This is a genomic window from Thiobacter subterraneus, assembly GCF_055379455.1.
On the sequence record NZ_AP042402.1, the window covers coordinates 1484591 to 1508141 of the forward strand.

Below are 23551 nucleotides of genomic sequence, written 5' to 3' on the forward strand. Positions count from 1 at the left end.
GTGGACTTCCTGTGGCGCAAAGCCGCCATTCTAGCGTGTCCGCCCCTGCTCCGGCGGCCTAGCCCAACGCGGCCCTGTCTCAGGCGGGAATGTCGGGCGTGAGCAGCATCTTTAGCCGCACGATCTCGTCCTTGAGCCACAGCTTGCGCTTCTTCAGGCGACGCAGGCGCAGCTCATCCGGAAAGGGTGTGGCGGCGAGCGCGCTCACCACCGCGTCCAGATCGCGATGTTCCAGTGTGAGCTCGGCGATGCGCCGGCGGATGGCTTCGGCTTCTTCTTCGGTCATGGCTCCCCTGCGCCCCATTATGCGCAATGGCCCACCTGCGTCAATCCGGGGGCGTAGAATCGGAACGCCATGCGTCCCCTGTTCCATCCGCAACTGGTCAATGACCCCTTCGGCGACCCGGCGCTCTACGTGGACTGCCTGTTCGAGGGGCGCGCCCTGTTGTTCGACCTGGGCGATCTGCGTGCCCTGCCGCCCCGCAAGCTGCTGCGCGTGAGCCACGTGTTCGTCTCCCATGCCCACATGGACCACTTCATGGGTTTCGACTGGCTGCTGCGCATCTGTCTCGGTCGCGACCGCGCCATGCACCTGTTCGGTCCGCCCGGCTTCCTGGATCAGGTGGGACACAAGCTCGCCGCCTACACCTGGAACCTGGTGCACAACTACCAGACCGACTTCACCCTCCACGTCACGGAGATCGAGCCGGGACGTGTGGCGCGGCGCGCCCGTTTCCGCTGCCGCAATGCCTTCCGCCGCGAGGAGGAAGCGAGCGTGCCGGCCACCGATGTGCTGGTGGAAGAACCCCTGTTTCGGGTGCGCTGCACCCTGCTCGACCATCGCACGCCCTGCCTGGCCTTCGCCCTGGAGGAACGGGCCCACGTCAACGTCTGGAAAAACCGCCTCGCGGAAACCGGGCTGGCGCCGGGGCCCTGGCTGCGCACGGCGAAGCAGGCCCTGCTGCGGGGCGAGCCCGACGAAACCCCCATCGAGGCCCTCACCCCTGCGGGCACGCTGCGCCCCGTGACCCTGGGCGCCCTGCGTGGGGACGTGCTGCGCGTGGTACCGGGCCAGAAGATCGTGTACGTCACGGACGCGGTGTATCACGAACAGAACGCCCGGCGCATCGTCGAGCTGGCGCGGGGCGCGGACCTGCTCTTCATCGAAAGCCCCTTCCTCGACGAACTGGCGCAACGCGCCCGGGAAAAATGCCACCTCACCGCCCGCCAGGCGGGCCGTCTCGCCCGCGCCGCGGGCGTGGCCCAGGTGGTGTCCTTCCACTATTCCCCCATCTACCGCGGCCAGGAAGCGCGCCTGCGCCGGGAACTGGACGAGGCGTTCCACACCGGCGCCTGACCGGCGCCACGGCTCACAGGTTCGATGGTGGCACAAGGCTCACCGCAACGCCCGCGGGCCGGGACTCGATCTCCACCTGCAGCGGGATGAACTGGCGGAGGAGCCAGAGGGCGGTTTCCGCGTGCCGGGACAGGTGACGTGCCCGGAAGCGCGACGTCCCCTGCGCCAGGGCGAAGTACACGGGCAGTTGGTCGGCGGCGTGCACGTCCAGCGTCGCGCCGGCCGCGAGCTCGGCCAGCAGCGCCCCGGCCGCCGTCTCGCCCAGGACTTCCGCCGGCACGCCCCGGCGCGCCAGGGCGGAGGCCCCCAGCCGGGTGTGTTCGCAGTCCGCCACGAGGACGAGGCCGCCGCCCGGCCCCAGCGCGGTTTCCGGCGGCCAGAGGGTGGTCTGCACGGTCACGGGGGCGGTGAGCTGCGCCGCCAGCGTCTGGCGCGCCGCCTCCGCCATGCGCTGCGCCACATGGTCCGGCAGACGGGCGGTGTGGGCATGAATCCCGACTGCACGCAGCGCCCCCGGCCGGTCCAGCACCAGCGCCTGCAGGGGGCCGCCCGCGGCCACCTCCACCTGCACCTCCCCGCCGCCGCGGGGATAGTAGCCGCGCCGCAGGAGACGCAGGTCCAGTCGCGCACCCATGCGGGCAAGCAGGGGCAGGAGCACCTGCGCCAGGTAATCGATGGGGGGCGCATGCTCCACGTCGGTGCCCCCCGTCAGGTGAAAGGCAAAGGGCGCGCGGCTGGCCACCGCCACCGGCAGCAGGGCCTGCAGAACCAGGGCGATGCTGCCGGCGGTGCCCACGTCGAAACGGTAGCGGCCGGGGCGCACCGTTCCCGGCTCAAAGAGGATCTCGCGGGAGCCGGGCGTGAGCCCCTCCACCCTTGCCCCGCACACTTCCGCCAGGGCGCGCACGGCAGTGAGATGCTGGGCGGCCAGACCGGGCCGGGGGCGGGCGGCACGAATGTTGAAGACGCGCAGCGGCCTTCGGCACAGCACGGCCAGGGCCACCGCGGTGCGCAGGAGCTGGCCGCCGCCCTCGCCGTGGGCGCCGTCGATCGCCAGCGGTGTGCCTGCCTTCATGCCCGAAGCGTAGCAGCGAACGAACCGGGCAGGGGCCGGTCACATGGATGAGGGTCCATCCTTCCGCCGCGGCTTTATCCCATGCTGGAAATGTGGAACAATCGGACCAATAGCTGAATGAGGATTCGGAAATGATCGACCGTGACGGGTATCGCCCGAACGTCGGCATTATCCTGGCGAACGCCAAAGACGAGGTCTTCTGGGGCAAGCGCATCCGGGAGCATTCCTGGCAGTTTCCGCAGGGCGGCATCAAGCGCGGCGAGACGCCGGAGCAGGCCATGTACCGGGAACTCTACGAGGAAGTAGGGCTGCGTCCGGAACACGTGCGCATCCTGGGACGGACCCGCAACTGGCTGCGCTACGACGTGCCGAGCCAGTGGGTACGCCGCGAATGGCGCAGTACCTACAAGGGGCAAAAACAGATCTGGTTCCTGCTGCGCCTGATCGGGCGCGACTGCGACGTCTGCCTGCGGGCCAGCGCCCACCCGGAGTTCGATGCCTGGCGCTGGCACGAATACTGGGTGCCGCTGGACAGCGTGATCGAGTTCAAGCGGGAGGTGTACCGCCTGGCCCTCACCGAACTGGAGCCCTATTTGCAGCGGGACAAGCCCCACGGCCGCCGCAATTTCTCCGGGACCGCCAAGGTGGGGGCCTGAAACCTCCACCCGCCCCATCATCGTCTATGCTGAGAACGTGTGCCTGCCCCTCGGGGAGAAAGGAGCGCCCGTGCTCAGCGAGTTCCATCCCCTGCCCCGTCACCGGCTCGATGCCGGCACCGGGCTGGTCCGTCCGGACCGCCATGCCTACCACCAGACCCGTCTCACCGACCCCGCCCTGGTGGTGATGACCGACCTGCGCGTGGTACCCGCCGCCACGGTGGGGCCTGAGGTGCCCCTGGACCAGGCCCATCAGCAAATGATGCGGCGCGGCGTGCGCCTGCTGTTCGTGCTGGACGGCGACGACCGGCTGCTGGGGCTCATCACCGCCACCGACATCCTGGGCGAGAAGCCGCTGCAGCACATCGAGCAGCGGGGCGGCACCCGGGGCGACATCCGGGTCCGGGACATCATGACGCCCCACGATGCCCTGGAGGCCCTTAGCCTGGCCGACGTGCTCGCCGCCCGGGTGGGGGACATTGTGGCCACCCTCCAGGCCTGCGGGCGCCAGCACGCCCTGGTGGTGGAGCGGGAGGAGTGCAGCAGCTGGCAGCAGGTGCGGGGCATCTTCTCCTCCACCCAGATCGCCCGGCAGCTGGGCATGGAGATCCCGCTCACGCACAAGGCGCAGACCTTCGCCGAGCTGGAAGCGGAACTGGGGAAATAGATGGCGGGGCCGCCACGGCGCGCGCCGCTGCTCCTCGCCGGGGAGCCCCTTTGGAAACAGGTGCCCACCCGCGACGAGACCGGACGCCCCCTGGCGGATTTCATGATGCTCATCCCGGGGCTGCGCGACCGGCCCCGGGCGAGTCTTTCCGCCGTGCTGGCCCAGGTGCAGCTCGCCCTGGTGGAAAGCCGGGACGTGGTGTTCGCCCACCTCAACCTGCGCCTCAACCTCCTCTGGGTGTCGGTCCGGGTGCGCCGTGGCATCACCCTGGAAGTGGCGGCACGCATCCGCGAGCGGGTGCCCGAGGCGCGCCTGATTGGCGAAAAACGCTTTTACTGACAGGAGATTATCGGCAATGCCGGGGTTCGCTGCAGCCCCTCCGGTTTTCTTTGGTTTCGGCGTTGACTTCCCGTCGCGCTGGAACTATACTGCGTTCACAGTTTAGACTAAGTCTAACTGTTGAATGGTGTTCATTTCTTGATCAAGGAGAGCAACATGCCTAGCCTGAAAGGTTCCAAGACCTACGAAAACCTGAAATACGCCTTTGCCGGCGAATCCCAGGCCAACCGCCGCTATCTGTATTTCGCGGCCAAGGCCGACGTGGAAGGCTACAACGACGTGGCCGCGGTGTTCCGCTCCACCGCGGAAGGTGAAACCGGCCACGCCCATGGCCACCTGGAGTACATGGAAGCCGTGGGCGACCCCGCCACCGGCCTGCCCATCGGTTCCACCGCCGACAACCTGAAGGCCGCCATCGCCGGCGAAACCCACGAGTACACCGACATGTACCCGGGCATGGCCAAGACCGCCCGTGAGGAAGGCTTCGACGAAATCGCCGACTGGTTCGAAACCCTGGCGAAGGCCGAGCGTTCCCACGCCAACCGCTTCCAGAAGGCCCTGGACACCCTGGGTTCCTGAAGCCGCGCAGGCCTGGCAGCCCCGGCAGGGGCTGTCAACAGAAGGGCCCGCCGCGGCGGGCCCTTCTGTTGACCCATCATCGACCCGAGAAGACCCATCATGACCGTACGTGAAGGCAGCCTGGAAGCCCCGACCCGCCACCCCATCGACTGGAAGAACCCGGATTTCTACGACGAGGACAAGCTCCACCAGGAGCTGGAACGCGTCTATGACATCTGCCACGGCTGCCGCCGCTGCGTCAGCCTGTGCACGGCCTTCCCCACCCTGTTCGACCTGGTGGACGAATCCCCCACCATGGAGGTGGACGGGGTGAAGAAGGAGGACTACTGGAAGGTCGTGGACCAGTGCTACCTGTGCGACCTGTGCTTCATGACCAAGTGCCCCTACGTGCCGCCCCATGAGTGGAACGTGGACTTCCCCCACCTCATGCTGCGCGCCAAGGCCATCAAATTCAAAAAGGGTGAGGTCAAGTTCCGCGACAAGCTGTTGTCCTCCACCGACACCCTGGGCAGGCTCGCCACCATCCCGGTGGTGGTGCAGACGGTCAATGCCCTGAACCGCAACGGTGCCGCGCGCCAGGTGATGGACAACCTCCTGGGCATCCACAGGGAGCGCGTGCTGCCCGAATACGCGGCCGCCAAATTCCGGCCCAACGCCCGGCCGCGCGAGGATTTCCCGGTGCGGGACGGACAGCGCACTCCGGGCAAGGTGGCCATCTACGCCACCTGCTACGTCAACTACAACGAGCCGGGCATCGGCCACGACCTGATCCGGATCCTGGAACACAACGAGATCCCCACCCGGCTGGTGGAGAAGGAAGCCTGCTGCGGCATGCCCAAGCTGGAGCTGGGCGACCTGGAGGCCGTGGCGCGCCTGAAGGAAACCAACATCCCCCACCTGGCGAAACTCGCCCGTGAAGGCTATGCCATCCTCACCGCCGTGCCCTCCTGCACCCTCATGTACAAGCAGGAGCTGCCCCTCATGTTCCCGGACGACCCGGATGTGAAGGCGGTGCAGGAAGCCATCTTCGATCCCTTCGAATACCTGGTGCTGCGCCGCCTCGACGGGCTGCTCAAGACCGATTTCAAGCAGCCCCTGGGCAAGGTCTCCTACCACATTCCCTGCCACCTGCGGGTGCAGAACATGGGGCAGAAGACCCGCGAGATGCTCCAGCTCGTCCCGGACACCGAAGTCCACGTGGTGGAGCGCTGCTCCGGCCACGACGGCACCTGGGGCGTGAAGAGCGAGTTCTTCGCCAACTCCATGAAGATCGGCAGGCCGGTGTTCCGCGCCATGGCCGAGCCGGGCCCCGACTATGTGTCGTCCGACTGCGCCATCGCCGGCCGGCACATCATGCAGGGCATGGGAGAGGGCACCCGGGCCAAGAAGGCCCATCCCCTCACCCTGCTGCGCATCGCCTACGGACTGTGAACGCTTCGAGGAAAACACCATGCCGCAACTGACCCGTTCCGACCTGCTCACCCTGGAAGCCTATGCCAAGGCGCGGCCCCAGATCCGCGCCAGGGTGATGGAGCACAAGAAGAACCGCACCGTGCACCTGGGCGACCACATGACCCTCATCTTCGAGGACTCCCTCACCATCAGCTACCAGATCCAGGAAATGCTGCGCGCCGAGCGCATCTTCGAGGAAGAGGGCATCCAGGAGGAACTCGATGCCTACAACCCCCTGATCCCGGACGGCACCAACTGGAAGGTCACCCAGATGCTCGAGTATCCGGACCTGGAAGAGCGGCGCATCATGCTCGAGCGCCTCAAGGGCATCGAGGACCGGACCTGGGTGCGGGTGGCCGGCTTCGACAAGGTGTATGCCATCGCCGACGAAGACCTGGAGCGGGAAAACGAGGAGAAGACCTCCTCCGTCCATTTCCTGCGCTTCGAACTCACGCCGGAGATGATCGCCGCGGTGAAGGGCGGCGCCGCCATCGGCGTAGGCGTGGATCATCCGGAATACACCGCGCAGGCAGAGCCCCTGCCGGAGGCGGTGCGCGCCTCGCTCGCCAACGATCTCGCTTAAGACGGCCCGACGCACACGCTTTTCTCTATACTGTTGCCGGAACGGTTCCAAAGACGACCGGGGAGGAGAGCATGCTGCAAAGCCAGATGATCAAGCTGGTGGAAGAGCGCCTGCGGCGCCACAACCTGCCGGTGGCGCTGGAGCTATGGAACGGCCAGGCAGTGCAGCTGGCCGAAGCGCCCGCGGTGAAGGTGCGCATCAACCGCCCCAATGCCCTGCTGCATCTGGCCAAACCCAGCCTCGGCAAGCTCGCCAAGAGTTACGTCGAGCGGGACATCGATCTCACCGGCGCCACGCGCGACATCATCCGGCTGGGGGAATCCCTGTGCGACGACGTGGGGTGCGTGGACAAAAAGGGCAGCCGCTTCCTTTCCTGGTGGCGCCACTCCAAGCCGTCGGACCGCAAAAACATCAGCTACCACTACGACGTCTCCAACGACTTCTATGGTCTCTGGCTGGACGCGCGCCGGGTCTATTCCTGCGCCTATTTCCGCAGCCCGGACGATACCCTGGACGTGGCCCAGGAACAAAAGCTGGAACACATCTGCCGCAAGCTCCACCTGAAGCCGGGCGAGCGTTTCCTCGACATCGGCTGCGGCTGGGGCGGCCTCATCCTGTGGGCCGCCGAACGTCATGGTGTTCACGCCACCGGCATCACCCTGAGCCAGAACCAGTACGAATACGTGCAGCAGCAGATTGCCGCCCGGGGGCTCGCGGGGCGCGTGGAGGTGCATCTCATGGACTACCGGGACGTACCCGAGACTGAGCCCTTCGACAAGATCGCCTCGGTGGGCATGTTCGAGCACGTGGGGCGCGCCAACCTGGGCAAGTACTTCGCCAAGATCCACCGCCTGCTCAAACCCGGCGGGCTGGTGATGAACCACGGCATCACCGCCGCCAGCCGCAACAGCGGCGGGCTGGGCAGCGGCATCAGCGAATTCATCGACCAGTACGTCTTCCCGGGTGGCGAGCTGGTGCACGTCTCGGAAGTGGTGGAGAGCCTCTCGGAACAGGGTCTGGAATGCTGGGATGCCGAATGCCTGCGCCCCCATTACGCCCGCACCCTCTGGCACTGGGTGGAGCGGCTGGAAGCCAACGCCGCCGAGGCCAAGCGCCTCGTGGGGGAGGAAAAGTTCCGCATCTGGCAGATCTACATGGCAGGCTCCGCCCATGCCTTCGAACGGGGCTGGATGTCCCTGTTCCAGATCCTGGCGGGCAAGCCCCTGCCGGACGGTCGCCTGCCCTACCCCCTCACCCGCGAGCACGTGTACGCCTGACCCGCTGCGGTCGCAGGCAAGGCCATAGCGCGCCCCCAGGCGACCGGCGGCTGGCAGGGCGCCTTGCGGCAAATGCGGACTCCACCTTCGGCTGCCGGCCTGTCCGCCGTCGCGGGACGACCCGCTGATTGTTCTTTACCCGTGTAAACGAGAGCCGGCCGGGGGCCGCCTCATCCGCAACGGGCAGAAGGCACCCTGCAACGCTGCGGCGCTTTCGCAATGGGCTGTTAAAATGGGCTATGCGTTTCATCCTGCTCTCTTTTCTGGCCTGGGTGCTGCTCGCGCCTGCAAGCCGCGCCGCCTGGGGTGAGTTCGAGTACGAGTTCGACAACGAGAAACCCTGGGTGGAGCTCCAGGCCCAGCTCCCCGCCTTCCCCGTGCGGGATGCGGCCCTGCCCTTCTTCGTCTCCGCCGCCACGGACAACCGGTTTTTCATCGACCCGGCCTCCCTCTCCGTGGGGGAAGACGGCGTGGTGCGCTACACCCTGATCGTGGTGTCTCCCGCGGGCGCCACCACTATCAGCTTCGAGGGCATCCGCTGCCGCACCCGGGAGTACAAGGTGTATGCCTTTGGGCGCGATGGCCAGTGGTCGCGCAACCGCTTCGCCCAGTGGAAGCCCATCGAATACAAGGACCGCAACCGCCAGCACCACATGCTCTACGATGATTTCTTCTGCCCCGGCGGCATCATCGCCCGGGATGCGCCGGAAATCGTGTTCGCCCTCAAGCGCGGCATCCATCCCCGCGCGGAGCGGCCATGACCGGCGGCGGCGAGCTGACCCTGCGGGTGAGCGAGATCTTCCATTCCCTGCAGGGGGAATCCACCCGCGCGGGCCTGCGGACGGTCTTCATCCGCCTCACGGGCTGCCCCCTGCGCTGCGGCTACTGCGACACGTCCTATGCCTTCACCGGGGGCGAAACCGTGAGCCTCGCCGCCATCCTGGAACGGGTGGCGCCCCACGCCACACGCTACGTCTGCGTCACGGGCGGGGAGCCCCTCGCCCAGAAAAACTGCCTCCCCCTGCTTGCCGCCCTGTGCGACGCAGGCTATTCGGTGTCCCTGGAAACCAGCGGCGCCCTGGACATTGCGCCGGTGGATGCACGCGTGTCCCGCATCGTGGACATCAAGACACCGGGCTCGGGGGAAATGCACAGAAACCGCTGGGAGAACCTCGGCCACCTGCGCGAGACGGACGAGGTGAAGTTCGTGCTGTGCGACGAGGCCGACTACCGGTGGGCGGTGGAGACGGTGAAGGCCCACGATCTCGCGCGCCGCTGCACGGTCTTGTTTTCCCCCGTCTGGGAGCGGCTGCCGCCCCGCCTGCTGGCGGAGTGGATCCTGCGCGACCGTCTGCCGGTGCGCTTTCAGCTCCAGCTGCACAAGATCCTGTGGGGCAGCGAGCCGGGACGGTGAGGACGGCCCCATGACCCATCGCGACGCCATCGTGCTCCTCTCGGGCGGGCTGGATTCCGCCACCACCCTGGCCATCGCCCGCGCGGAGGGGTTTCGCTGCCACTGCCTGTCCCTGGACTATGGCCAGCGCCACCGCGCAGAGCTGGAAGCGGCCACGCGGGTGGCCCGGGCGCTCAAGGCTGCAGACCACCGCGTGGTGCAGCTCGACCTGTCCGTGTTCGGGGGCTCCGCGCTCACCGACCGCCGGCTTGCGGTGCCCACCCAGGAAAGCCCGCCGGGAGAAATTCCCATTACCTACGTGCCGGCGCGCAACACCATCATGCTTTCCCTGGCCCTGGCCTGGGCGGAGGTGCTCAGCGCCCAGGACATCTTCATCGGTGCCAATGCAGTGGACTATTCGGGTTATCCCGACTGCCGGCCGGAGTACATCGCGGCTTTCGAGCGCATGGCCAATCTCGCCACGCGCGCCGCGGTGGAGGGCCGACCCACGCGCATCCACGCGCCCCTGATCGCCCTCACCAAGGCGGACATCATCCGCCGTGGCATGGCCCTGGGGGTGGATTTTTCCCTCACCGTCTCCTGCTACCAGGCCGACGAAGAGGGCCGGGCCTGCGGCCGGTGCGACGCCTGCCGCCTGCGCCGCAAGGGCTTCCAGGAAGCCGGTGTGGCCGATCCCACCCGCTACCGCTGACGGCCGCGCCGCCAGGGCCCCGGAAGCTGGTACGTCCGTACCAAGTGCCGAATTTCATTGGGAAATTTCCCGCCCGCCGCCTTGCCCCCGCCCCGGCGCCCCCGTAAAATCCCAAGACTTGCCGGCCCACCGCCGGCACCGGCACAACTTCCAGCGAGGACACGATCATGGTTTTCGACAGCTTCGGACAAGCCCAGTCCGTCTTCCTTTGGGCGGGGTTCATCATCGCCCTCGTCATGGGCGCGGTGGTGAACAAGACCAACTTCTGCACCATGGGGGCCGTCTCCGACTGGGTCAACATGGGCGACACCGGCCGGCTGCGCGCCTGGCTGTTCGCGGCCGCCATCGCCATGCTGGGCGTCTCCGTGCTGGAATACCTGGGGCTGGCCAAACCGGACCTCGCTTTCCCGCCCTATCGTTCCAACCAGCTCGTGTGGCTGGAAAACCTCCTGGGCGGGCTGATGTTCGGCGTGGGCATGACACTCGCCTCCGGCTGCGGCAACAAGACTCTCATCCGCATCGGCGGCGGCAACCTGAAATCGGTGATGGTGTTCGCCGTCATCGCCGTGATTGCCTACTACATGATCAATCCCTTCCCGGGCAGCGACAAAACCCTGTTCACGGTTCTTTTCTATGACTGGATCCGTCCCGCCGCGGTGACCCTGTCCACCCGGCAGGATCTGGGCGCCATCGTCGGCGGCGAGAATCCGGCCCTCGCCCGCCTCGTCCTGGGGGTGGTGATCGGCCTGGTGCTGATCGGCTTCGCCCTGAAGTCGGAGGACTTCCGCAAGAGCTTCGACAACGTGCTGGGCGGGCTGGTGGTGGGGCTCGCCGTGCTCGCCGCCTGGTATGTGACCAGCAACGTCATGGTGCGCGCCGAAGGCGAGACCTACAGCCTGCAGAACTTCGTCGCCGAGCAATGGGATCTGCTCGCGGCGCCCAACGATATCAAGCCGGCCCAGGCCGCGGCCCTGTCGCCCCAGTCCTACACCTTCATCAACCCCATCGGCCAGACCCTCGGTTACGCCATGGGCGGTTTCAACAAGGCGCTGTTGACCTTCGGTGTGATGTCCGTGTTCGGCGTGATCCTGGGCTCCTTCCTGTGGGCGGTGATCTCCCGCAGCTTCAAGATCGAGTGGTTCGCCTCCGTGCGGGATTTCGTCAACCATCTGGTGGGCGCCATCCTCATGGGCTTCGGCGGCGTGCTCGCCATGGGCTGCACCATCGGCCAGGCGGTGACCGGCGTCTCCACCCTGGCCGTGGGTTCCATCATCACCTTCGTCGCCATCGTGCTGGGCAGCGCCATCACAATGAAAGTCCAGTACTACAAGATGGTGTACGAATCCGAGGCCACCTTCGGCAAGGCTTTCATCACCGCCCTGGTGGACCTCAAGCTGCTGCCTGCGGCCCTGCGCAAGCTCGAAGCCGTCTGATCGCCCGCCTGCGCGCAAGGCCCGTCACGCGCGGGCCTTGCGTTGACAGGCCCCGCCGCCCCTCCCTATAATCTCGCTTCTTTTTCGGGTCGTTAGCTCAGCCGGTAGAGCAGCGGACTTTTAATCCGTTGGTCGTTGGTTCGAATCCAACACGACCCACCAGATCGACGCAAGGGTTGGCATGCGCCAGCCCTTTTCTCTTTTGGACGGCCCGTTCCGCGCAGCTGGCGCTCTGGGTAGCGGAAATAAAGCTCCCGCGTCCCGACAGCCCGGTGCGCCTTGAGCCCGGCACAGAGCCGCGCGCGAAGGGCGTCCGATTCTGCCTGATGACGCTTGATGATTCCACGCTGCGTTCAGCGGCGGCGTGGATGTCTTCGGCGCGTTTTTTGGGTTGCCAGCGGTAACCACGCCGATCACTTTCTCGACAACTTGGGCGCCGGATGGCTTTGGGCCAGGCCCTCGCCGTTGCCCCAACCTTCGGGCTTGGTGCGCTTGAAGATGGCCGTTTTGCTGACGCCATGACACTCGGCCAGGGCGTCAAAATATGCCCCCCGCCTCCCGCTCGGCGTGGCGGCTCTCCCACTGCTCAGGGCTCAGGCGCGGCACGCATCCTGCCGCCGATTGCCCGTTTGACCATCATATCGCCTGGCGATACGATCGCAGGCATGATTGCGTCGTTCCGCGAAGAAGCCACTGAAGCGGCCTGACGACCATGCACACACTTCCCACCATCCATCCCGGCGAAGTGCTGCGGGAAGAGTTTCTGATCCCGATGGGCATCAGCCAGTACCGGCTGGCCAAGGCGATCGGGGTTCCACCCATGCGCATCAGCGAGATATGCGCCGGCAAACGTTCGATCACCGCCGACACAGCCCTGCGTCTGGCCCGTGCTTTGGGCACCACGCCGGGGTTTTGGCTGGCGTTGCAGGCCAGCTACGACACCGAAGCCGTCATGCGCGATCACGGCGACGACATCGAGCGCATCAAACCCCTTGCCGCCTGAGCCGCTGCGCTCAAGCGGGGGGACTACAGACGCCCAGGCCGTGCAGCCAGGCCAGCGGCGGCGCGGGGGCGCAGCGGGGGCACCAGCACAGGCCAAACAGAGCAAAACCCCGCGCTTCCCCGATTCGCCCCCGGGCTTCGCCATCGCCAGATGGCCGGTGTCGTGCCATTCGACCGGGCCCCGCGCCTGCCCCCCAGTATCCGCCCCAGGCTGTCAGCCCCGGCACGGCGGCAGCCCGGCACCCCCTCCGGGAAGCCTGTCAGCGCGCGCCTTGCGGCCCCCTCCCGCGCAAACATGCACAGGACGGGCCTTGCCGAGAGGAGCGTGCGGCCGCTCCCCCCCGCGGCCCCTGTGATCCTGTATCCAATTGTTTTTCCATGACTATTTTTCGGTGCGTTTTTTGGTCACCGGCAAAATTTCCTTGCCGCAGGGACGCTTAAGCCGCGTTCCTACAAGCTGTCCACAGGCTTGTCCACAGATTCTGTGGACAGTCCGGGCCGACGAACGGCAGCCTGCATGGCACCCGCCCGTCATAAAATGGGAAGCGGAAAATCAGCCGGCAAGCAGGGCCCGCACGGGCGCCTGCGGGGGGATCGGGCATGGCCAGCGTCGTTCTTACCCTGGATGGGGAAATCGTCGGGGAGTACACCCTGACCCAGGCGCGCACCACCATCGGGCGCCGCCCCTATCACGACATCGTGATCGACAATCTCGCCGTGAGCGGCGACCACGCCGTGATCGTCCGCACGCCCAACGGCTGGATCATCGAAGACAGCGGCAGCACCAACGGCACCCTTTACCGGGGCGAGCCCATCACCCGGCACGTGCTCAGGGATGGGGACCTGCTGCAAATCGGACGTTACCGGCTGCGTTTCGTCGCGGGCCCGGAGCCGCCGGCGGTGCAGGAACTGGAAAAGACCGTGGCCCTGAAAAGCCCCTTTGCCGGCAAGACCCTGGCCCAGCTCAAGGGCGAGGCGCCCGCGCTGGACGCCGCCACCGAGCGTTTCCCCACCACCCTGGCCCCGGAGCTTTCGCCCCGCGCCCATGGCGGCGTGGTGACCGTCACCGGACGGGAGGCGGCCAGCCACCCGGCGGTGCTGAAGGTCCTCTCCGGCCCCCAGGCCGGGCGGGAAATCCCCCTGGACAAACCGCTGCTGTCCCTGGGCAAGCCCGGTGTGGCGGTGGCCCTCATCACCCGCAAGCCCCTGGGCTGGTTCCTCGCCCACGTGGAGGGGCCGCGACATCCCCTGGTCAACGGCAACCCCATCAACGACAAACCCTGCCCCCTCAACCACCAGGACCTGATCGAACTGGGGCCGGTGAAAATGCAGTTCTGTCTGCGTTAGAACAGGCGCGCCTGCGCAGGAAGCCGTCAGGCCGTGTCAGACGCAAAGGGCCCCTGGCACCGGCGGCCTGGCGCCGCCCCGTACCTGCCAATCCCGGCCCGGAGGTTCCCGGCACCGCCCCGGGGCGGCCAAAACTGCCGCAGAGCGTCAGCCGAAAGCCGCGGGGGCGGGCCCCCGCCCCGGTGTACGCTCAACGCCCGCGGTGGCATAGCACGCCACGGGGCCGCTTCCGGGCGCAAAAACCCCTCAAGCCCGCCGGCCAGCTGCCGATGAAGCAACTGGCACGGGGTTTGCTTGAACACCGCTGCACACCTGATCGTGTGGACTTTCCCCAACTGCAACAAGGAGCACTGCCATGAAACGCGTTCAACAAGGCTTTACCCTGATCGAGCTGATGATCGTGGTGGCGATCATCGGCATCCTGGCCGCGATTGCCATTCCCGCCTATCAGGACTACACCATCCGGGCTCGCGTGTCGGAAGGGCTCAGTCTCGCCTCCTCGGCAAAAACCACTGTGTCGGAGAACGCCATGAACGGCAACGCGGACCTCTCAGCGGGCTGGACCCCGCCGACCGCCACCGCCAATGTAGCGAGTGTGGCCGTCGATTCGGGCAACGGCACGATCACAATCACTTACACCGCCCGTGCCGGCGGCGGCACCATTGAGATGGTGCCCCAGGCGGGCGGCGCAGGATTGACTGCCGGCACGGTGCCGACCGATTCGATCACCTGGAGCTGCACCGGCGGCACCTTGGCTCAGCGTTATCGGCCTGCAGAGTGCCGTTCGTAATAGGCGCATTACCAGAGCAACCCGACCCCGCTGGGGTCGGGTTTTTTTATTGGTGCGCCTTCCCGGGCGCACGAAACAATAAAGGGGCCGAAGCCCCTTTGAGATGGCGTGTCTGCCAGGTGTTCAGGCAAGACCGGGGTTCTTGCCCAGCCCGATAATGGTGGGCCGGTTGAGCTTCACCTTCTTGATGACCTTGACGCTGCGCAGGTATTCGGCCACCACGTCCCAGATGGGGGTGCCGGTGACGCCTTCCTGCACGGAGGCCCAGCCCGCGACGAGATATTTCTTGTTGGGGTCCAGGGGTTTGCCCTTGAGCCGCATGTCGCTGATGCGGCTGCCCATCTTGGCGTTGGGGTTCACGCTGTACTGGAGGCCGCCCACACGCACCATGTCGCCCCCCTGCTGGTAGTAGGGGTCCGGATTGAACAGGTTGTCGCAGACGTCTTCCATGATGTCCTTGATCTGCGCGCCGGTCAGTTCGTTGAGGGTGGTGGCGGGGTAGGTCAGGCCGGTCTGGTCCATCACGCGCTCCATGGTGATGGTATCGCCCGGGAGCAGGGTGGTCCCCCAGCGGAAGCCCGGCGAGAAGGCGATGTCCGCCCCCTTCACTTCCATCAGGGCGTCGACGATGACCTGGTCGAAGGTACCGTTGAAGTTGCCGCGCCGGTAGAGCAGTTCCTCGGTGACCGCCAGTTTCTCGTTGAGCTTGGCTTCATAGGGGGCGCGCACCTTCTTGATGTAGTCCGCCATGGCGCGGTCCGGCTCGATGAGGTTGGAGAACACCGGCAGGAGCCGGTATTTGTAACCCTGGACGCGGCCATTGCGCACGTCGAGATCCATAACGCCCAGGAACTTGCCGTTGGAGCCGGCGTTGGTGACCAGGGTCGTTCCCTTGGCATTCTTGACGGGGATGGCCTGGGGTACGGCGTCGTGGGTGTGGCCGCCGAAGATGACGTCCACGCCGGTGACGCGGCTGGCCATCTTGAGGTCCACGTCCATGCCGTTGTGGGAAAGCACGACCACCACGTGGGCGCCCTTTGCGCGCACTTCGTCCACGTATTTCTGCAGGCTTTCTTCCTGGATGCCGAAGGTCCAGTCCGGCACGAAGTGGCGCGGGTTGGCGATGGGGGTGTAGGGGAAGGCCTGACCGATGATGGCGACCGGAATGCCGTTCACTTCCCTGATGACGTAGGGCTTGAAGACCTGATCGCCGAAGTCGGCGGTCTTCACGTTCTGGGCGAGGAAATCGACGCTGCCCCTGAAGTCCTTTTCAACGATTTCCTTGACGCGCTCGGCACCCAGGGTGAACTCCCAGTGGGGGGCCATCACGTTCACGCCCAGCAGTTTCTGGGCGTCCACCATATCCTGGCCCCTGGTCCAAAGGGCCGTGGCGGAGCCCTGCCAGGTATCCCCGGAATCCATGAGCAGGGCGCCGGGACGCTGGGCACGGATGTTCTTCACCAGCGTGGCGAGGTGGGCGAAGCCCCCCACCTTGCCGTAGGTGCGCGCGGCAGCCACGAAATCGAGATAGGTGAAGGCATGGGCCTCGGGTGTGCCGGGCTTGATGCCAAAAGCCTTCAGGAAATGCTCACCCACCAGGTGCGGCGCCTTGCCCGCGGCGGAGCCAATGCCGATGTTTACGTCGGGCTCCCGGAAATAGATGGGCAGCAGCTGGGCGTGGCAATCGGTAAAGTGCATCAGGCAGACGTTGCCGAACTTGGGCAGTTCGTAGAAGTTGGCTGGGACATTGCCCGCCAGCACCTGTTTGCTGTCCATCGCCAGCCCCGCGGCCACGCCCGCTGCCAGCACCTGCATGAATTCACGACGCGTCATCGACATCTTGTTTGCTCCTGCAAAGTTTCGACTTGTTTCCGCCCCGGGGGGCACTAGTGCGCAGTGATGGCACCGGCCACAAAAAAACAAGGCTTGCCGGCGGTTGCCCACAAGCCTTGTTCCGAGCCGGCGCTCGTTATTTGCGGAATACCGATGCCTGCATCGGCAGCCCGTTGCTGATGTAGGAGTGGAAATACTCCAGATTGTTGTATTCTTCGCTGCCTTCCTTGTAGGGCACGGCACGCACCTGACGGTTGCAGCCCACATAGCGGTTCTGCAGCGTGACCAGATTGTTGCCGCCGCGGAAGACCGGCCAGTGGGTCGCCTGTCCCAGCACCGGGGAGAGATACTCCGTGCGCAGGATGTTGCCCGCATTCTGGATGTGGCAGGTGGCGCAGGAGAAGTTGAGCTGGCCGCGACGCTGGAAGAAGTGCTGTTTGCCGTGCTCGTAGGCTTGCAGCGCCTTTTCACCTTCGACTTTGATCTGCATCTTCATGCCGTCGGAGAGCGTGCGCGCGTAGGCGGTCAGCACCCCCATGGTCTTCATGTCGCTGTAGGAGAGCTCCTCCTCGCCATTTGCCTTGCGGCAGGCATTGATGGCCATTTCAAAGGTGACCACCTTGCCCAGCTTCTCATCGAAGTAGGGATAGAGACCGGCGACGTTTTTCCCGCCATTGGGGAAACAGCTGGCGTAGGTCTTGCCATTCTTGAAGGGTGTCTCCCACATCTTTTTGCCCTGCTCGATGACCGAGACAAAGGGCGGGAAGTCCATGATGGCCTGATACTGGGCGAAGGCATCGGGCGAGTAAATGAACGCCCCGTGCACGTAATCCTCGAATTTGACGTTCGGGAACTTGTTTTTGAAGTATTCCAGGATTTCCTTGCGGTCCTGCTCCGGGTTGGCCTGTGCCGTGGTCGCAAGGCCCAGGGTGAGACTGGCGCCCAAAATCGCCATGAGCCATTTTCTCATTGTGTCCTCCTCGTCGTTTCGGGTGGGTGCGGCGGCCAAGCCGCCGCACCCTGCTGGATGTCACGCCACCGTGGCTTCGGCGCTGTTCTTGTCGCCCTTGTTGTCGGTCCAGCTCACCGTGACCTTGTCGCCGGCCTTGGCGCCCTTGACCTTGAAGCCCAGGAAGGGGTTGCGGGAGATGGCCACACTCCACTGGGCATCCAGCACCGGCTTGCCATTCAGTTCGGCCTTGACGGTCTGGATGAAATGGGCCGGGATCAGCTGGCCGGTCTTGGCATCCTTGCGCTGACCGGTTTCCATGGGGTGGTTCATGAGGACCTTGATGTCGGCCACGTCGCCGGCCATCGTCGCACGGATTCGCATCGGTTCTGCCATTTTCGTCTTCCTCGTAATCTGTTAAGGGTTCGCGGGAACGGGGCGCATCAGCCGCCGCAGCCGCCGATGGTCACTTTCACTTCCTTGACGGCGGCGTAATACTTGCCGCCGGCCTTGACCACCACGCGCACGTTGGAGGTCTGGCCCATCTTGATGCGGGTGCTCACATAACCTTCGGCACCGTTCATGAGATTGAAATCGGCCGCCAGAGGCGTCGCATTCTTCTCCACCAGCAGGGCGATGCTCTCGGTGCCGGCGATCTTGCTGGTCACCTCCACGGGCACCACGGCGCCATTCTCGGCGATGTCCGGCGCCTTGATGAGGATGTCCTTGCTGTCGGCAGAGGAGGCCACACCCATGGCCTTCAGCGCATCGGGCACCCCCTTGGCCTCGAAGGCGGCCTTGTTCCATTCGGCGGCCAGCACCTCGGTGGGCTTGAGCAGGCCCGCGGCCACCGCCACGGCCACCGTGCCGGCGGCACCCGCGCCCTTGATGAACGTTCTGCGTGCGAAATTCATGTCATCACTCCTTCTTGGTTACAGACCGTAAACGTAATCGACGACCTTGTCGATCTCCTGTTCGCTCAGGATCTTGTGCTTGCCGAAGGGCGGCATCGAGGTGTGGGGATTCGCCGCCGTTGCGTCCCAGATCTGGGCGCGCAGCTTGGCCTTGTCCGGGAAGCGCGCCTTCATGGCGATGAGGGGGGGGCCGATGTTGGCGATGGTGACAGCCTTGGGATCACCGGGGATGGAATGACAGGCCAGGCAGTTGCCCTTGCGGTTGTTGAACGCGATGTCCTGGCCGGTTTCTTCCTTTTTCTGTTCCTGGGCCAGCGCGGGAGCTGTCAACAGGGCGCCGACGATGCTGGCGGCCAGCAGCATGGCTGGGGCTTTTCGCATGTACATCCTCCTTTTACCTCTGAGTTTTTTGATCGTGCTCGACTCAATCGGCCGGGAAACGGCGGCGGCACATCGCACCTGCCCTGGCGATCCGTCGGGTTTGGATAGCATAACCAAACCTTTCCGCGCGAAGCAACCCTGGTGACGGATTTTTTGCAGCAAAATCCGGTCGTTGTAGTCTTTAAAGACTAGCCGTGGCGTCAGCGCTTGCGTGTCTCGGCATCCAGGGCGCGCAATTCTTTCAGCCGGGCCTCCACGCTGGAGAGCTGGTAGAAATCCCCTTCCCCGCTCCTGAGGGCGATCTGGAGCTGCTCGATGGCGGCAGGCAGGTTGCCGCGCAGCACCTGGGCTTCCGCCAGCGCCCGGTGCTGGGCGAGGGACTGCCCAAGCTGGGCATAACCGCGCGCCTGGAGTTCGTAGAGGCGGGGGTCGGCGGGTGTGCTGCGCAGGCGGTTTTCGACGAGCTTCAGGGCATCCCGCGCCTGGCCGGTATTGAGCAGTGCTTCCGCCTGCCCGTAGATCAACGCCCGATGAAAGGGAAAGCGCGCGAGGGCCTGCCGATAGTGCTCCAGCAGGGCCGCGGTGCGTCCCTGGGCCGTGAGAATGTCGCCGGCGAGGCTCTCCACCCAGGGATGGGGCGCGGGCAGGCGGGCGCGCAGGCGGCCCAGCTCCTCCCATGCGGCGTCGGGCTGGCGGTCGCGCAGCAGGGCCAGGGCCAGCCCGTAGCGGGTGGCGGGCTCGCTCACATACTTGTGCTCGCGCAGGCTTTCGCGGAAATAGGTGACGGCCTCGCGGCCGCTGCCCGTGGTTGCCCGCAGCTTGGCGCGCGCGAACTGGAACTCGGGGCTGTCCGGGACCTGGCGGTAGGGGAGTTCCGCCACCCGCGCTTCCATGTCGGCGATGCGTTCGGTGGTGAGCGGATGGGTGCGCAGGTAGCTGGGGGCGTTGTTGTCGTAGATGCGGTTGGCTTTCTGCAGCCGCTCGAAAAAACTCACCATGCCGCGCGGATCGAAGCCGGCCGCGAGCAGCGTCTGCAGGCCGACGCGGTCGGCCTCCCGTTCGTTCTCGCGGGTGAAGTCGAGCTGGCTCTGGATGGCGCCGGCCTGGGCGGTGGCCACGGCGGCGCTCGCTACCTGGCTGTTGGAGCGCGCGGCCAAAATGGCCACCGCCAGCGCGGCCAGGGTGGTGAGGGTGTTGCGGCTTTCCGCGGCCACCATGCGCGCGATGTGGCGCTGGGTGACGTGGGCGATCTCGTGGGCCAGCACGCCGGCCAATTCCGATTCGTTCTGGGCCGCGAGCAGGAGTCCCGTGTGCACCCCGATATAGCCGCCGGGCAGCGCGAACGCGTTGAGGGTGTCGTCGCGCATCAGGAAGAACTCGAAATCCTGGCCGCCGGCGCCGCTGTGGGCCGCGAGCCGCCAGCCGAGACTGTTGAGGTAATCGGTGACCTCGGGGTCGTCGTAATAGGCGCGGTCCAGACGCACCTCGCGCATGATGGCCTCGCCCACCTTGCGTTCGGTCTGGGCGGAAAACACGGATTGCGAGACCTCGCCCAGATCCGGCAGATTGTCGGCGGCATGTACGGGCGAGACGCATTGCAGCGCGGCCAAAAGCGCCGCGCACCAGCGGAAGCGATGGGTCATGGTGCTATGATAGCGGTCCGCGCGATAGGTTCAGGCTTGCCCCGTGAGTGAATTCACCCATTTCGACGAAGCCGGCCAGGCCCACATGGTGGATGTGGGGGAAAAGGTCGAGACGAAGCGCATGGCGCGTGCCGCCGGACGCATCCGCATGCAGCCGGAGACCCTGGCCATGATCCGCGCCGGCGGCGCCAAAAAGGGCGACGTGCTGGGCGTGGCGCGCATCGCCGCCATCCAGGCCGCAAAACGCACACCGGACTGGATTCCCCTGTGTCATCCCATTGCCCTGACCCGCGTGGCGGTGGATTTCCAGGTCCTGGATGCGGAGTCGGCCATCGACTGCATCGTCACCACCGAAACCGTGGGCCGCACGGGGGTGGAGATGGAGGCGCTCACCGCCGTGGCCGCGGCCCTGCTCACCATCTATGACATGTGCAAGGCGGTGGACCGGGGCATGCGCATGGAGGCGATTCGCCTGCTGGAGAAATCCGGGGGACGCTCCGGGCACTGGCAGGGTCCATGAGGCGGCTGCTGGCGATCCTGTGCGGCCTGCTGCTCGCCGCCGCTGCCAAGGCAGAGGACGCGCTGCCGCTGCAGGTGCCGGTGGGCGAGGTCGAGATTCCCGTCACCCGCTACCCGGCGCCGGGTCCGCGCGTCCTGCTTTGGCTGCCATCGGAATACGGCGTGCTCGCGCAGGAACACCAGGCGGCACGCCGGCTGGCCCGGGAGGGCGTTGAAACCTGGCTGGCCGATCTTTACGGCGCGCGTTTCCTGCCGGCGGTGCCCAGCAGTGCGGAAACCCTGCCCACCGAGGATGTCTATCACCTGATCCGGGCGGCCTTTGCCCGCAAGAGCGAGGTGTGGCTGGTGACCGCGGGCAGGGGCGCGAAGTACACGCTGGAGGGGGCGCGTCTGTGGCAGCAGCGGGAAGGGCGGGACAAGCCCCTCGCCGGCGCCATCCTGCTCTACCCCAATCTCTACACGGGGCAGCCCGAGCCGGGCAACGATCCCACCTATCTGCCCATCACCGGCCAGATGCGGCTGTCCATCCACATCCTGCAGGGGGAGCTGTCGCCCTGGTACTGGACGCTGGACACCCTGAAGACCGAATTGCAGCGCGGCGGCAGCCGGGTCGCCGTGCAGACTTTTCCCGGCATCCGCGACCGCTTCTATTTCCGGGAGAGCGCGACACCCGCGGAACGCGCCCTCGGCGAGCGCCTGCCGGCCCTCATCCACGCTGCCCTTTCCAACCCGCCAGCCGAGACTCCGAAATGATGCGTGCCACCCTCGCCCTGCTCTGCCTCGTCCTTTTTTCCCCGCTGCTGGCCGCGGCGGAGCTCAAGCCCGTCACCCCGCGCCCCGCCCCACCCCTCGTGCTGCAGGACCTCAACGGCACGCGTCACGACCTCGCCGACTACCGCGGAAAGGTGGTGCTGGTGAACTTCTGGGCCACCTGGTGCCCGCCCTGCCGCGCCGAGATGCCGTCGATGCAGCGGCTGAAGACCATGATGCGGGACAAACCCTTCGCCATCCTGGCTGTGGACATGGCGGAAACGGAAAAGGAAATTCGCGACTTCCTCAGGGAGTTCCGGGAGGCGACCATCGACTTCACCATCCTGCTGGACCCCCGGGGCGAGGCCATGAAGGCGTGGAAGGTGCACGTCTTCCCCACCAGCTTCGTGGTGGACGCGGAAGGCATGATCCGCTACGCGGTGGCCGGCTCCCTGGAATGGGACGAGGCCGATCCCACGGGCAAGATCGAGAGCCTGCTCCCACCGGCAAGCAGCAACGCCGGCGGCACCGGCGGCTAGACCCCGGCCGCAGCCTTGAGGACGAACTGCCAGACCGGCCCGGCCAGCGCGCACAGGCCGATCACCCGCATGATGTCGATCTTGTAGCGCCAGAGCGCTGCGCCGGCGACCACGCTAAGCGCCACTGCGAACAGATCGATCCCGCCGGCAAAGGGTGCCGCCGCGTGGCCGTGCGGCCAGAAGGTATGCCAGGCGAAGAACAGCGCGAGGTTGAAGACCACCCCCACCACCGCGGCGGTGATGGCCGTGAGCGGCGCCGTGAACCTGAGTTCGCTGCGGCTGGCTTCCACCAGCGGCCCGCCGGCCAGAATGAACAGGAAGGACGGCAGGAAGGTGAAAAAGGTCGCCACCGCGGCGCCGGCCATGCCGGCGGCGACTGGAGATTCCAACACGCCCTTGGCCACCCCACCCAGATAGCCGATCCAGGTCACCACCATGATCAGCGGCCCCGGCGTGGTCTCGCCCAAAGCGAGACCGTCCATCATCTGCGGGCCGGTGAGCCACCCGTAGTGCTCGACCGCGCCCTGGTAGACGTAGGGCAGCACGGCATAGGCACCGCCGATGGAGAGGAAGGCGGCCTTGGTGAAGAAGCTGCCCATGTCGGTGAGCGCGCGGCTGTCGCTGACGGCCAACATGGCGGCGCCCCAGATCAGCAGGAAAACCGTGAGCTTCATGATCAGCCCGCTCCAGGAAAATACGGCATGGGCGGGGGTGGGCGTGTGGTCGTCGATCAGCGCCGGACCGTAGTCCCTGTTGCTCGCGCCATGCCCGCCGCCGTGGAAACTGCCGGGCAGAAACTTTCCGCCGAGCGCGCCGAGCATGCCCGCCGCCAGCACGATCCATGGAAAGCCGATGTCGAAGAAGAACATCCCGACGAAGGCCAGCGCCGCCATGGTCCACAACACTTCATTCTTCAACGCGCGCGAACCGATGCGCCATGCGGCGAACAGCACCACCGCCACCACCGCCGGCTTGATGCCGTAGAAGATTCCTTGCACCAGCGGTACGTCCCCGAACGCCAGATAGAGGCCCGCCAGCAGCGACAGCAGCAGGAACGCCGGCAGGAAGAACAGCACGCCGGCGACCACCGCGCCGCGCACGCCGTGCATCAGCCAGGCAATGTAGATCGCGAGCTGGATGGCCTCCGGCCCCGGCAGCAGCATGCAGTAGTTGAGGGCATGCAGAAAGCGCCGCTCGGAAATCCAGCGCCGCTTCTCCACCAGTTCCTGATGCATCATGGCAATCTGCCCGGCGGGGCCGCCGAAGCTGATGAAGCCGAGCTTGAACCAGTACCTGGAAGCCTGGCCCAGGGTCACCGGCACCCGGGTTTGGTGTTCCGCCATCCGCCCCTCCCTCGTCGC

General features: G+C 66.1%; 27 protein-coding genes and 1 tRNA gene. 19 read left to right on the forward strand and 9 right to left on the reverse strand.

Features of this window, described 5'->3' with window-relative positions; all coding sequences use genetic code 11:
• Positions 1-79: 79 nt before the first annotated feature.
• The gene (locus tag ACZ42P_RS07410) at positions 80-286 is read right to left on the reverse strand and encodes a YdcH family protein (protein ID WP_464896918.1); all 207 of its coding nucleotides are present in this window, start codon (positions 284-286) and stop codon (positions 80-82) included.
• Positions 287-355: 69 nt separating this feature from the next.
• Here ACZ42P_RS07410 and ACZ42P_RS07415 point away from each other — a divergent pair, with 69 nt between their 5' ends.
• Positions 356-1357 carry a ribonuclease Z gene (locus tag ACZ42P_RS07415; RefSeq protein WP_464896919.1) on the forward strand — a complete coding sequence of 334 codons (1002 nt, stop codon included), beginning with the start codon at positions 356-358 and terminating at the stop codon, positions 1355-1357.
• 13 nt (positions 1358-1370) lie between these two features.
• Here ACZ42P_RS07415 and rtcA read toward each other — a convergent pair whose 3' ends face one another.
• Positions 1371-2432: an RNA 3'-terminal phosphate cyclase gene (gene rtcA, locus ACZ42P_RS07420; RefSeq protein ID WP_464896920.1), complete on the reverse strand. Its 1062-nt coding sequence runs from the start codon at positions 2430-2432 to the stop codon at positions 1371-1373.
• Positions 2433-2563: 131 nt separating this feature from the next.
• Here rtcA and ACZ42P_RS07425 point away from each other — a divergent pair, with 131 nt between their 5' ends.
• From ACZ42P_RS07425 to ACZ42P_RS07495, 15 genes are all read left to right on the forward strand, one after another.
• Complete coding sequence (locus ACZ42P_RS07425) at positions 2564-3088, forward strand: RNA pyrophosphohydrolase (protein ID WP_464896921.1); 525 nt, start codon at positions 2564-2566, stop codon at positions 3086-3088.
• Positions 3089-3158: 70 nt separating this feature from the next.
• Entirely contained in the window at positions 3159-3755 is a 597-nt protein-coding gene (locus ACZ42P_RS07430) for a CBS domain-containing protein (RefSeq protein ID WP_464896922.1), read from the forward strand.
• Positions 3756-4094 (forward strand): hypothetical protein, encoded by a 339-nt coding sequence (locus ACZ42P_RS07435; protein WP_464896923.1) that lies wholly within the window; start codon positions 3756-3758, stop codon positions 4092-4094.
• Between the two features lie 156 nt (positions 4095-4250).
• A complete protein-coding gene (locus tag ACZ42P_RS07440) occupies positions 4251-4673 on the forward strand; it encodes a rubrerythrin family protein (protein WP_464896924.1) in 423 nt (140 codons plus the stop codon).
• A gap of 99 nt (positions 4674-4772) precedes the next feature.
• Positions 4773-6104, forward strand: a complete 1332-nt coding sequence (locus ACZ42P_RS07445; RefSeq protein ID WP_464896925.1) for a heterodisulfide reductase-related iron-sulfur binding cluster — start codon at positions 4773-4775, stop codon at positions 6102-6104.
• 19 nt (positions 6105-6123) lie between these two features.
• On the forward strand, positions 6124-6708 hold the full coding sequence (locus ACZ42P_RS07450; RefSeq protein ID WP_464896926.1) for a DUF3501 family protein: 585 nt from the start codon (positions 6124-6126) through the stop codon (positions 6706-6708).
• A gap of 71 nt (positions 6709-6779) precedes the next feature.
• Complete coding sequence (locus ACZ42P_RS07455; protein ID WP_464896927.1) at positions 6780-7985, forward strand: class I SAM-dependent methyltransferase; 1206 nt, start codon at positions 6780-6782, stop codon at positions 7983-7985.
• Between the two features lie 239 nt (positions 7986-8224).
• The gene (locus ACZ42P_RS07460; RefSeq protein WP_464896928.1) at positions 8225-8746 is read left to right on the forward strand and encodes a CNP1-like family protein; all 522 of its coding nucleotides are present in this window, start codon (positions 8225-8227) and stop codon (positions 8744-8746) included.
• A complete protein-coding gene (queE, locus tag ACZ42P_RS07465) occupies positions 8743-9399 on the forward strand; it encodes a 7-carboxy-7-deazaguanine synthase QueE (protein ID WP_464896929.1) in 657 nt (218 codons plus the stop codon). The genes ACZ42P_RS07460 and queE overlap by 4 nt, the downstream gene beginning before the upstream one ends.
• Positions 9400-9409: 10 nt before the next feature.
• On the forward strand, positions 9410-10090 hold the full coding sequence (queC, locus tag ACZ42P_RS07470) for a 7-cyano-7-deazaguanine synthase QueC (protein WP_464896930.1): 681 nt from the start codon (positions 9410-9412) through the stop codon (positions 10088-10090).
• 167 nt (positions 10091-10257) lie between these two features.
• Positions 10258-11523 (forward strand): YeeE/YedE family protein, encoded by a 1266-nt coding sequence (locus ACZ42P_RS07475; protein WP_464896931.1) that lies wholly within the window; start codon positions 10258-10260, stop codon positions 11521-11523.
• A gap of 86 nt (positions 11524-11609) precedes the next feature.
• Positions 11610-11685 (forward strand) — tRNA-Lys (locus ACZ42P_RS07480).
• Between the two features lie 550 nt (positions 11686-12235).
• On the forward strand, positions 12236-12526 hold the full coding sequence (locus ACZ42P_RS07485; protein WP_464896932.1) for a HigA family addiction module antitoxin: 291 nt from the start codon (positions 12236-12238) through the stop codon (positions 12524-12526).
• 599 nt (positions 12527-13125) lie between these two features.
• Positions 13126-13872 carry an FHA domain-containing protein gene (locus ACZ42P_RS07490; RefSeq protein ID WP_464896933.1) on the forward strand — a complete coding sequence of 249 codons (747 nt, stop codon included), beginning with the start codon at positions 13126-13128 and terminating at the stop codon, positions 13870-13872.
• Positions 13873-14227: 355 nt separating this feature from the next.
• A complete protein-coding gene (locus tag ACZ42P_RS07495) occupies positions 14228-14662 on the forward strand; it encodes a pilin (protein ID WP_464896934.1) in 435 nt (144 codons plus the stop codon).
• A gap of 123 nt (positions 14663-14785) precedes the next feature.
• Here the strand turns inward: ACZ42P_RS07495 and soxB are convergent, their stop codons facing one another.
• The 6 genes from soxB to ACZ42P_RS07525 form a co-directional block, all read right to left on the reverse strand.
• Positions 14786-16495: a thiosulfohydrolase SoxB gene (gene soxB, locus ACZ42P_RS07500; RefSeq protein WP_464896935.1), complete on the reverse strand. Its 1710-nt coding sequence runs from the start codon at positions 16493-16495 to the stop codon at positions 14786-14788.
• 136 nt (positions 16496-16631) lie between these two features.
• Complete coding sequence (soxA, locus tag ACZ42P_RS07505) at positions 16632-17465, reverse strand: sulfur oxidation c-type cytochrome SoxA (protein WP_464896936.1); 834 nt, start codon at positions 17463-17465, stop codon at positions 16632-16634.
• A 60-nt stretch (positions 17466-17525) separates the two neighbouring features.
• Positions 17526-17840 (reverse strand): thiosulfate oxidation carrier complex protein SoxZ, encoded by a 315-nt coding sequence (gene soxZ, locus ACZ42P_RS07510; protein ID WP_464896937.1) that lies wholly within the window; start codon positions 17838-17840, stop codon positions 17526-17528.
• Positions 17841-17887: 47 nt separating this feature from the next.
• Positions 17888-18358, reverse strand: coding sequence for a thiosulfate oxidation carrier protein SoxY (gene soxY / locus ACZ42P_RS07515; RefSeq protein ID WP_464896938.1), 471 nt, complete (start codon positions 18356-18358; stop codon positions 17888-17890).
• A gap of 18 nt (positions 18359-18376) precedes the next feature.
• Positions 18377-18739, reverse strand: coding sequence for a sulfur oxidation c-type cytochrome SoxX (soxX, locus tag ACZ42P_RS07520; RefSeq protein ID WP_464896939.1), 363 nt, complete (start codon positions 18737-18739; stop codon positions 18377-18379).
• 200 nt (positions 18740-18939) lie between these two features.
• Complete coding sequence (locus ACZ42P_RS07525; protein WP_464896940.1) at positions 18940-20382, reverse strand: M48 family metalloprotease; 1443 nt, start codon at positions 20380-20382, stop codon at positions 18940-18942.
• A gap of 43 nt (positions 20383-20425) precedes the next feature.
• On the opposite strand from ACZ42P_RS07525, the gene moaC reads away from it, so the two are divergent.
• The 3 genes from moaC to ACZ42P_RS07540 are packed head-to-tail and all read left to right on the forward strand — an operon-like array spanning position 20426 to position 22190.
• Positions 20426-20902: a cyclic pyranopterin monophosphate synthase MoaC gene (gene moaC, locus ACZ42P_RS07530; RefSeq protein ID WP_464896941.1), complete on the forward strand. Its 477-nt coding sequence runs from the start codon at positions 20426-20428 to the stop codon at positions 20900-20902.
• Complete coding sequence (locus tag ACZ42P_RS07535) at positions 20899-21654, forward strand: hypothetical protein (protein WP_464896942.1); 756 nt, start codon at positions 20899-20901, stop codon at positions 21652-21654. The genes moaC and ACZ42P_RS07535 overlap by 4 nt, the downstream gene beginning before the upstream one ends.
• On the forward strand, positions 21651-22190 hold the full coding sequence (locus ACZ42P_RS07540; protein ID WP_464896943.1) for a TlpA disulfide reductase family protein: 540 nt from the start codon (positions 21651-21653) through the stop codon (positions 22188-22190). The genes ACZ42P_RS07535 and ACZ42P_RS07540 overlap by 4 nt, the downstream gene beginning before the upstream one ends.
• Here the strand turns inward: ACZ42P_RS07540 and chrA are convergent.
• Positions 22187-23533 (reverse strand): chromate efflux transporter, encoded by a 1347-nt coding sequence (gene chrA / locus ACZ42P_RS07545; RefSeq protein ID WP_464896944.1) that lies wholly within the window; start codon positions 23531-23533, stop codon positions 22187-22189. The two genes, ACZ42P_RS07540 and chrA, sit on opposite strands and share 4 nt — an antisense overlap.
• Positions 23534-23551: the final 18 nt, after the last annotated feature.

Coding starts and splice junctions, on each gene's coding strand:
- ACZ42P_RS07410 (WP_464896918.1), bottom strand. CDS start 286: ATGACCGAAGAAGAAGCCGAAGCCATCCGCCGGCGCATCGCCGAGCTC.
- ACZ42P_RS07415 (WP_464896919.1), top strand. CDS start 356: ATGCGTCCCCTGTTCCATCCGCAACTGGTCAATGACCCCTTCGGCGAC.
- rtcA (WP_464896920.1), bottom strand. CDS start 2,432: ATGAAGGCAGGCACACCGCTGGCGATCGACGGCGCCCACGGCGAGGGC.
- ACZ42P_RS07425 (WP_464896921.1), top strand. CDS start 2,564: ATGATCGACCGTGACGGGTATCGCCCGAACGTCGGCATTATCCTGGCG.
- ACZ42P_RS07435 (WP_464896923.1), top strand. CDS start 3,756: ATGGCGGGGCCGCCACGGCGCGCGCCGCTGCTCCTCGCCGGGGAGCCC.
- ACZ42P_RS07440 (WP_464896924.1), top strand. CDS start 4,251: ATGCCTAGCCTGAAAGGTTCCAAGACCTACGAAAACCTGAAATACGCC.
- ACZ42P_RS07445 (WP_464896925.1), top strand. CDS start 4,773: ATGACCGTACGTGAAGGCAGCCTGGAAGCCCCGACCCGCCACCCCATC.
- ACZ42P_RS07450 (WP_464896926.1), top strand. CDS start 6,124: ATGCCGCAACTGACCCGTTCCGACCTGCTCACCCTGGAAGCCTATGCC.
- ACZ42P_RS07455 (WP_464896927.1), top strand. CDS start 6,780: ATGCTGCAAAGCCAGATGATCAAGCTGGTGGAAGAGCGCCTGCGGCGC.
- ACZ42P_RS07460 (WP_464896928.1), top strand. CDS start 8,225: ATGCGTTTCATCCTGCTCTCTTTTCTGGCCTGGGTGCTGCTCGCGCCT.
- queE (WP_464896929.1), top strand. CDS start 8,743: ATGACCGGCGGCGGCGAGCTGACCCTGCGGGTGAGCGAGATCTTCCAT.
- queC (WP_464896930.1), top strand. CDS start 9,410: ATGACCCATCGCGACGCCATCGTGCTCCTCTCGGGCGGGCTGGATTCC.
- ACZ42P_RS07475 (WP_464896931.1), top strand. CDS start 10,258: ATGGTTTTCGACAGCTTCGGACAAGCCCAGTCCGTCTTCCTTTGGGCG.
- ACZ42P_RS07485 (WP_464896932.1), top strand. CDS start 12,236: ATGCACACACTTCCCACCATCCATCCCGGCGAAGTGCTGCGGGAAGAG.
- ACZ42P_RS07490 (WP_464896933.1), top strand. CDS start 13,126: ATGGCCAGCGTCGTTCTTACCCTGGATGGGGAAATCGTCGGGGAGTAC.
- ACZ42P_RS07495 (WP_464896934.1), top strand. CDS start 14,228: ATGAAACGCGTTCAACAAGGCTTTACCCTGATCGAGCTGATGATCGTG.
- soxB (WP_464896935.1), bottom strand. CDS start 16,495: ATGACGCGTCGTGAATTCATGCAGGTGCTGGCAGCGGGCGTGGCCGCG.
- soxA (WP_464896936.1), bottom strand. CDS start 17,465: ATGAGAAAATGGCTCATGGCGATTTTGGGCGCCAGTCTCACCCTGGGC.
- soxZ (WP_464896937.1), bottom strand. CDS start 17,840: ATGGCAGAACCGATGCGAATCCGTGCGACGATGGCCGGCGACGTGGCC.
- soxY (WP_464896938.1), bottom strand. CDS start 18,358: ATGAATTTCGCACGCAGAACGTTCATCAAGGGCGCGGGTGCCGCCGGC.
- soxX (WP_464896939.1), bottom strand. CDS start 18,739: ATGCGAAAAGCCCCAGCCATGCTGCTGGCCGCCAGCATCGTCGGCGCC.
- ACZ42P_RS07525 (WP_464896940.1), bottom strand. CDS start 20,382: ATGACCCATCGCTTCCGCTGGTGCGCGGCGCTTTTGGCCGCGCTGCAA.
- ACZ42P_RS07535 (WP_464896942.1), top strand. CDS start 20,899: ATGAGGCGGCTGCTGGCGATCCTGTGCGGCCTGCTGCTCGCCGCCGCT.
- ACZ42P_RS07540 (WP_464896943.1), top strand. CDS start 21,651: ATGATGCGTGCCACCCTCGCCCTGCTCTGCCTCGTCCTTTTTTCCCCG.
- chrA (WP_464896944.1), bottom strand. CDS start 23,533: ATGGCGGAACACCAAACCCGGGTGCCGGTGACCCTGGGCCAGGCTTCC.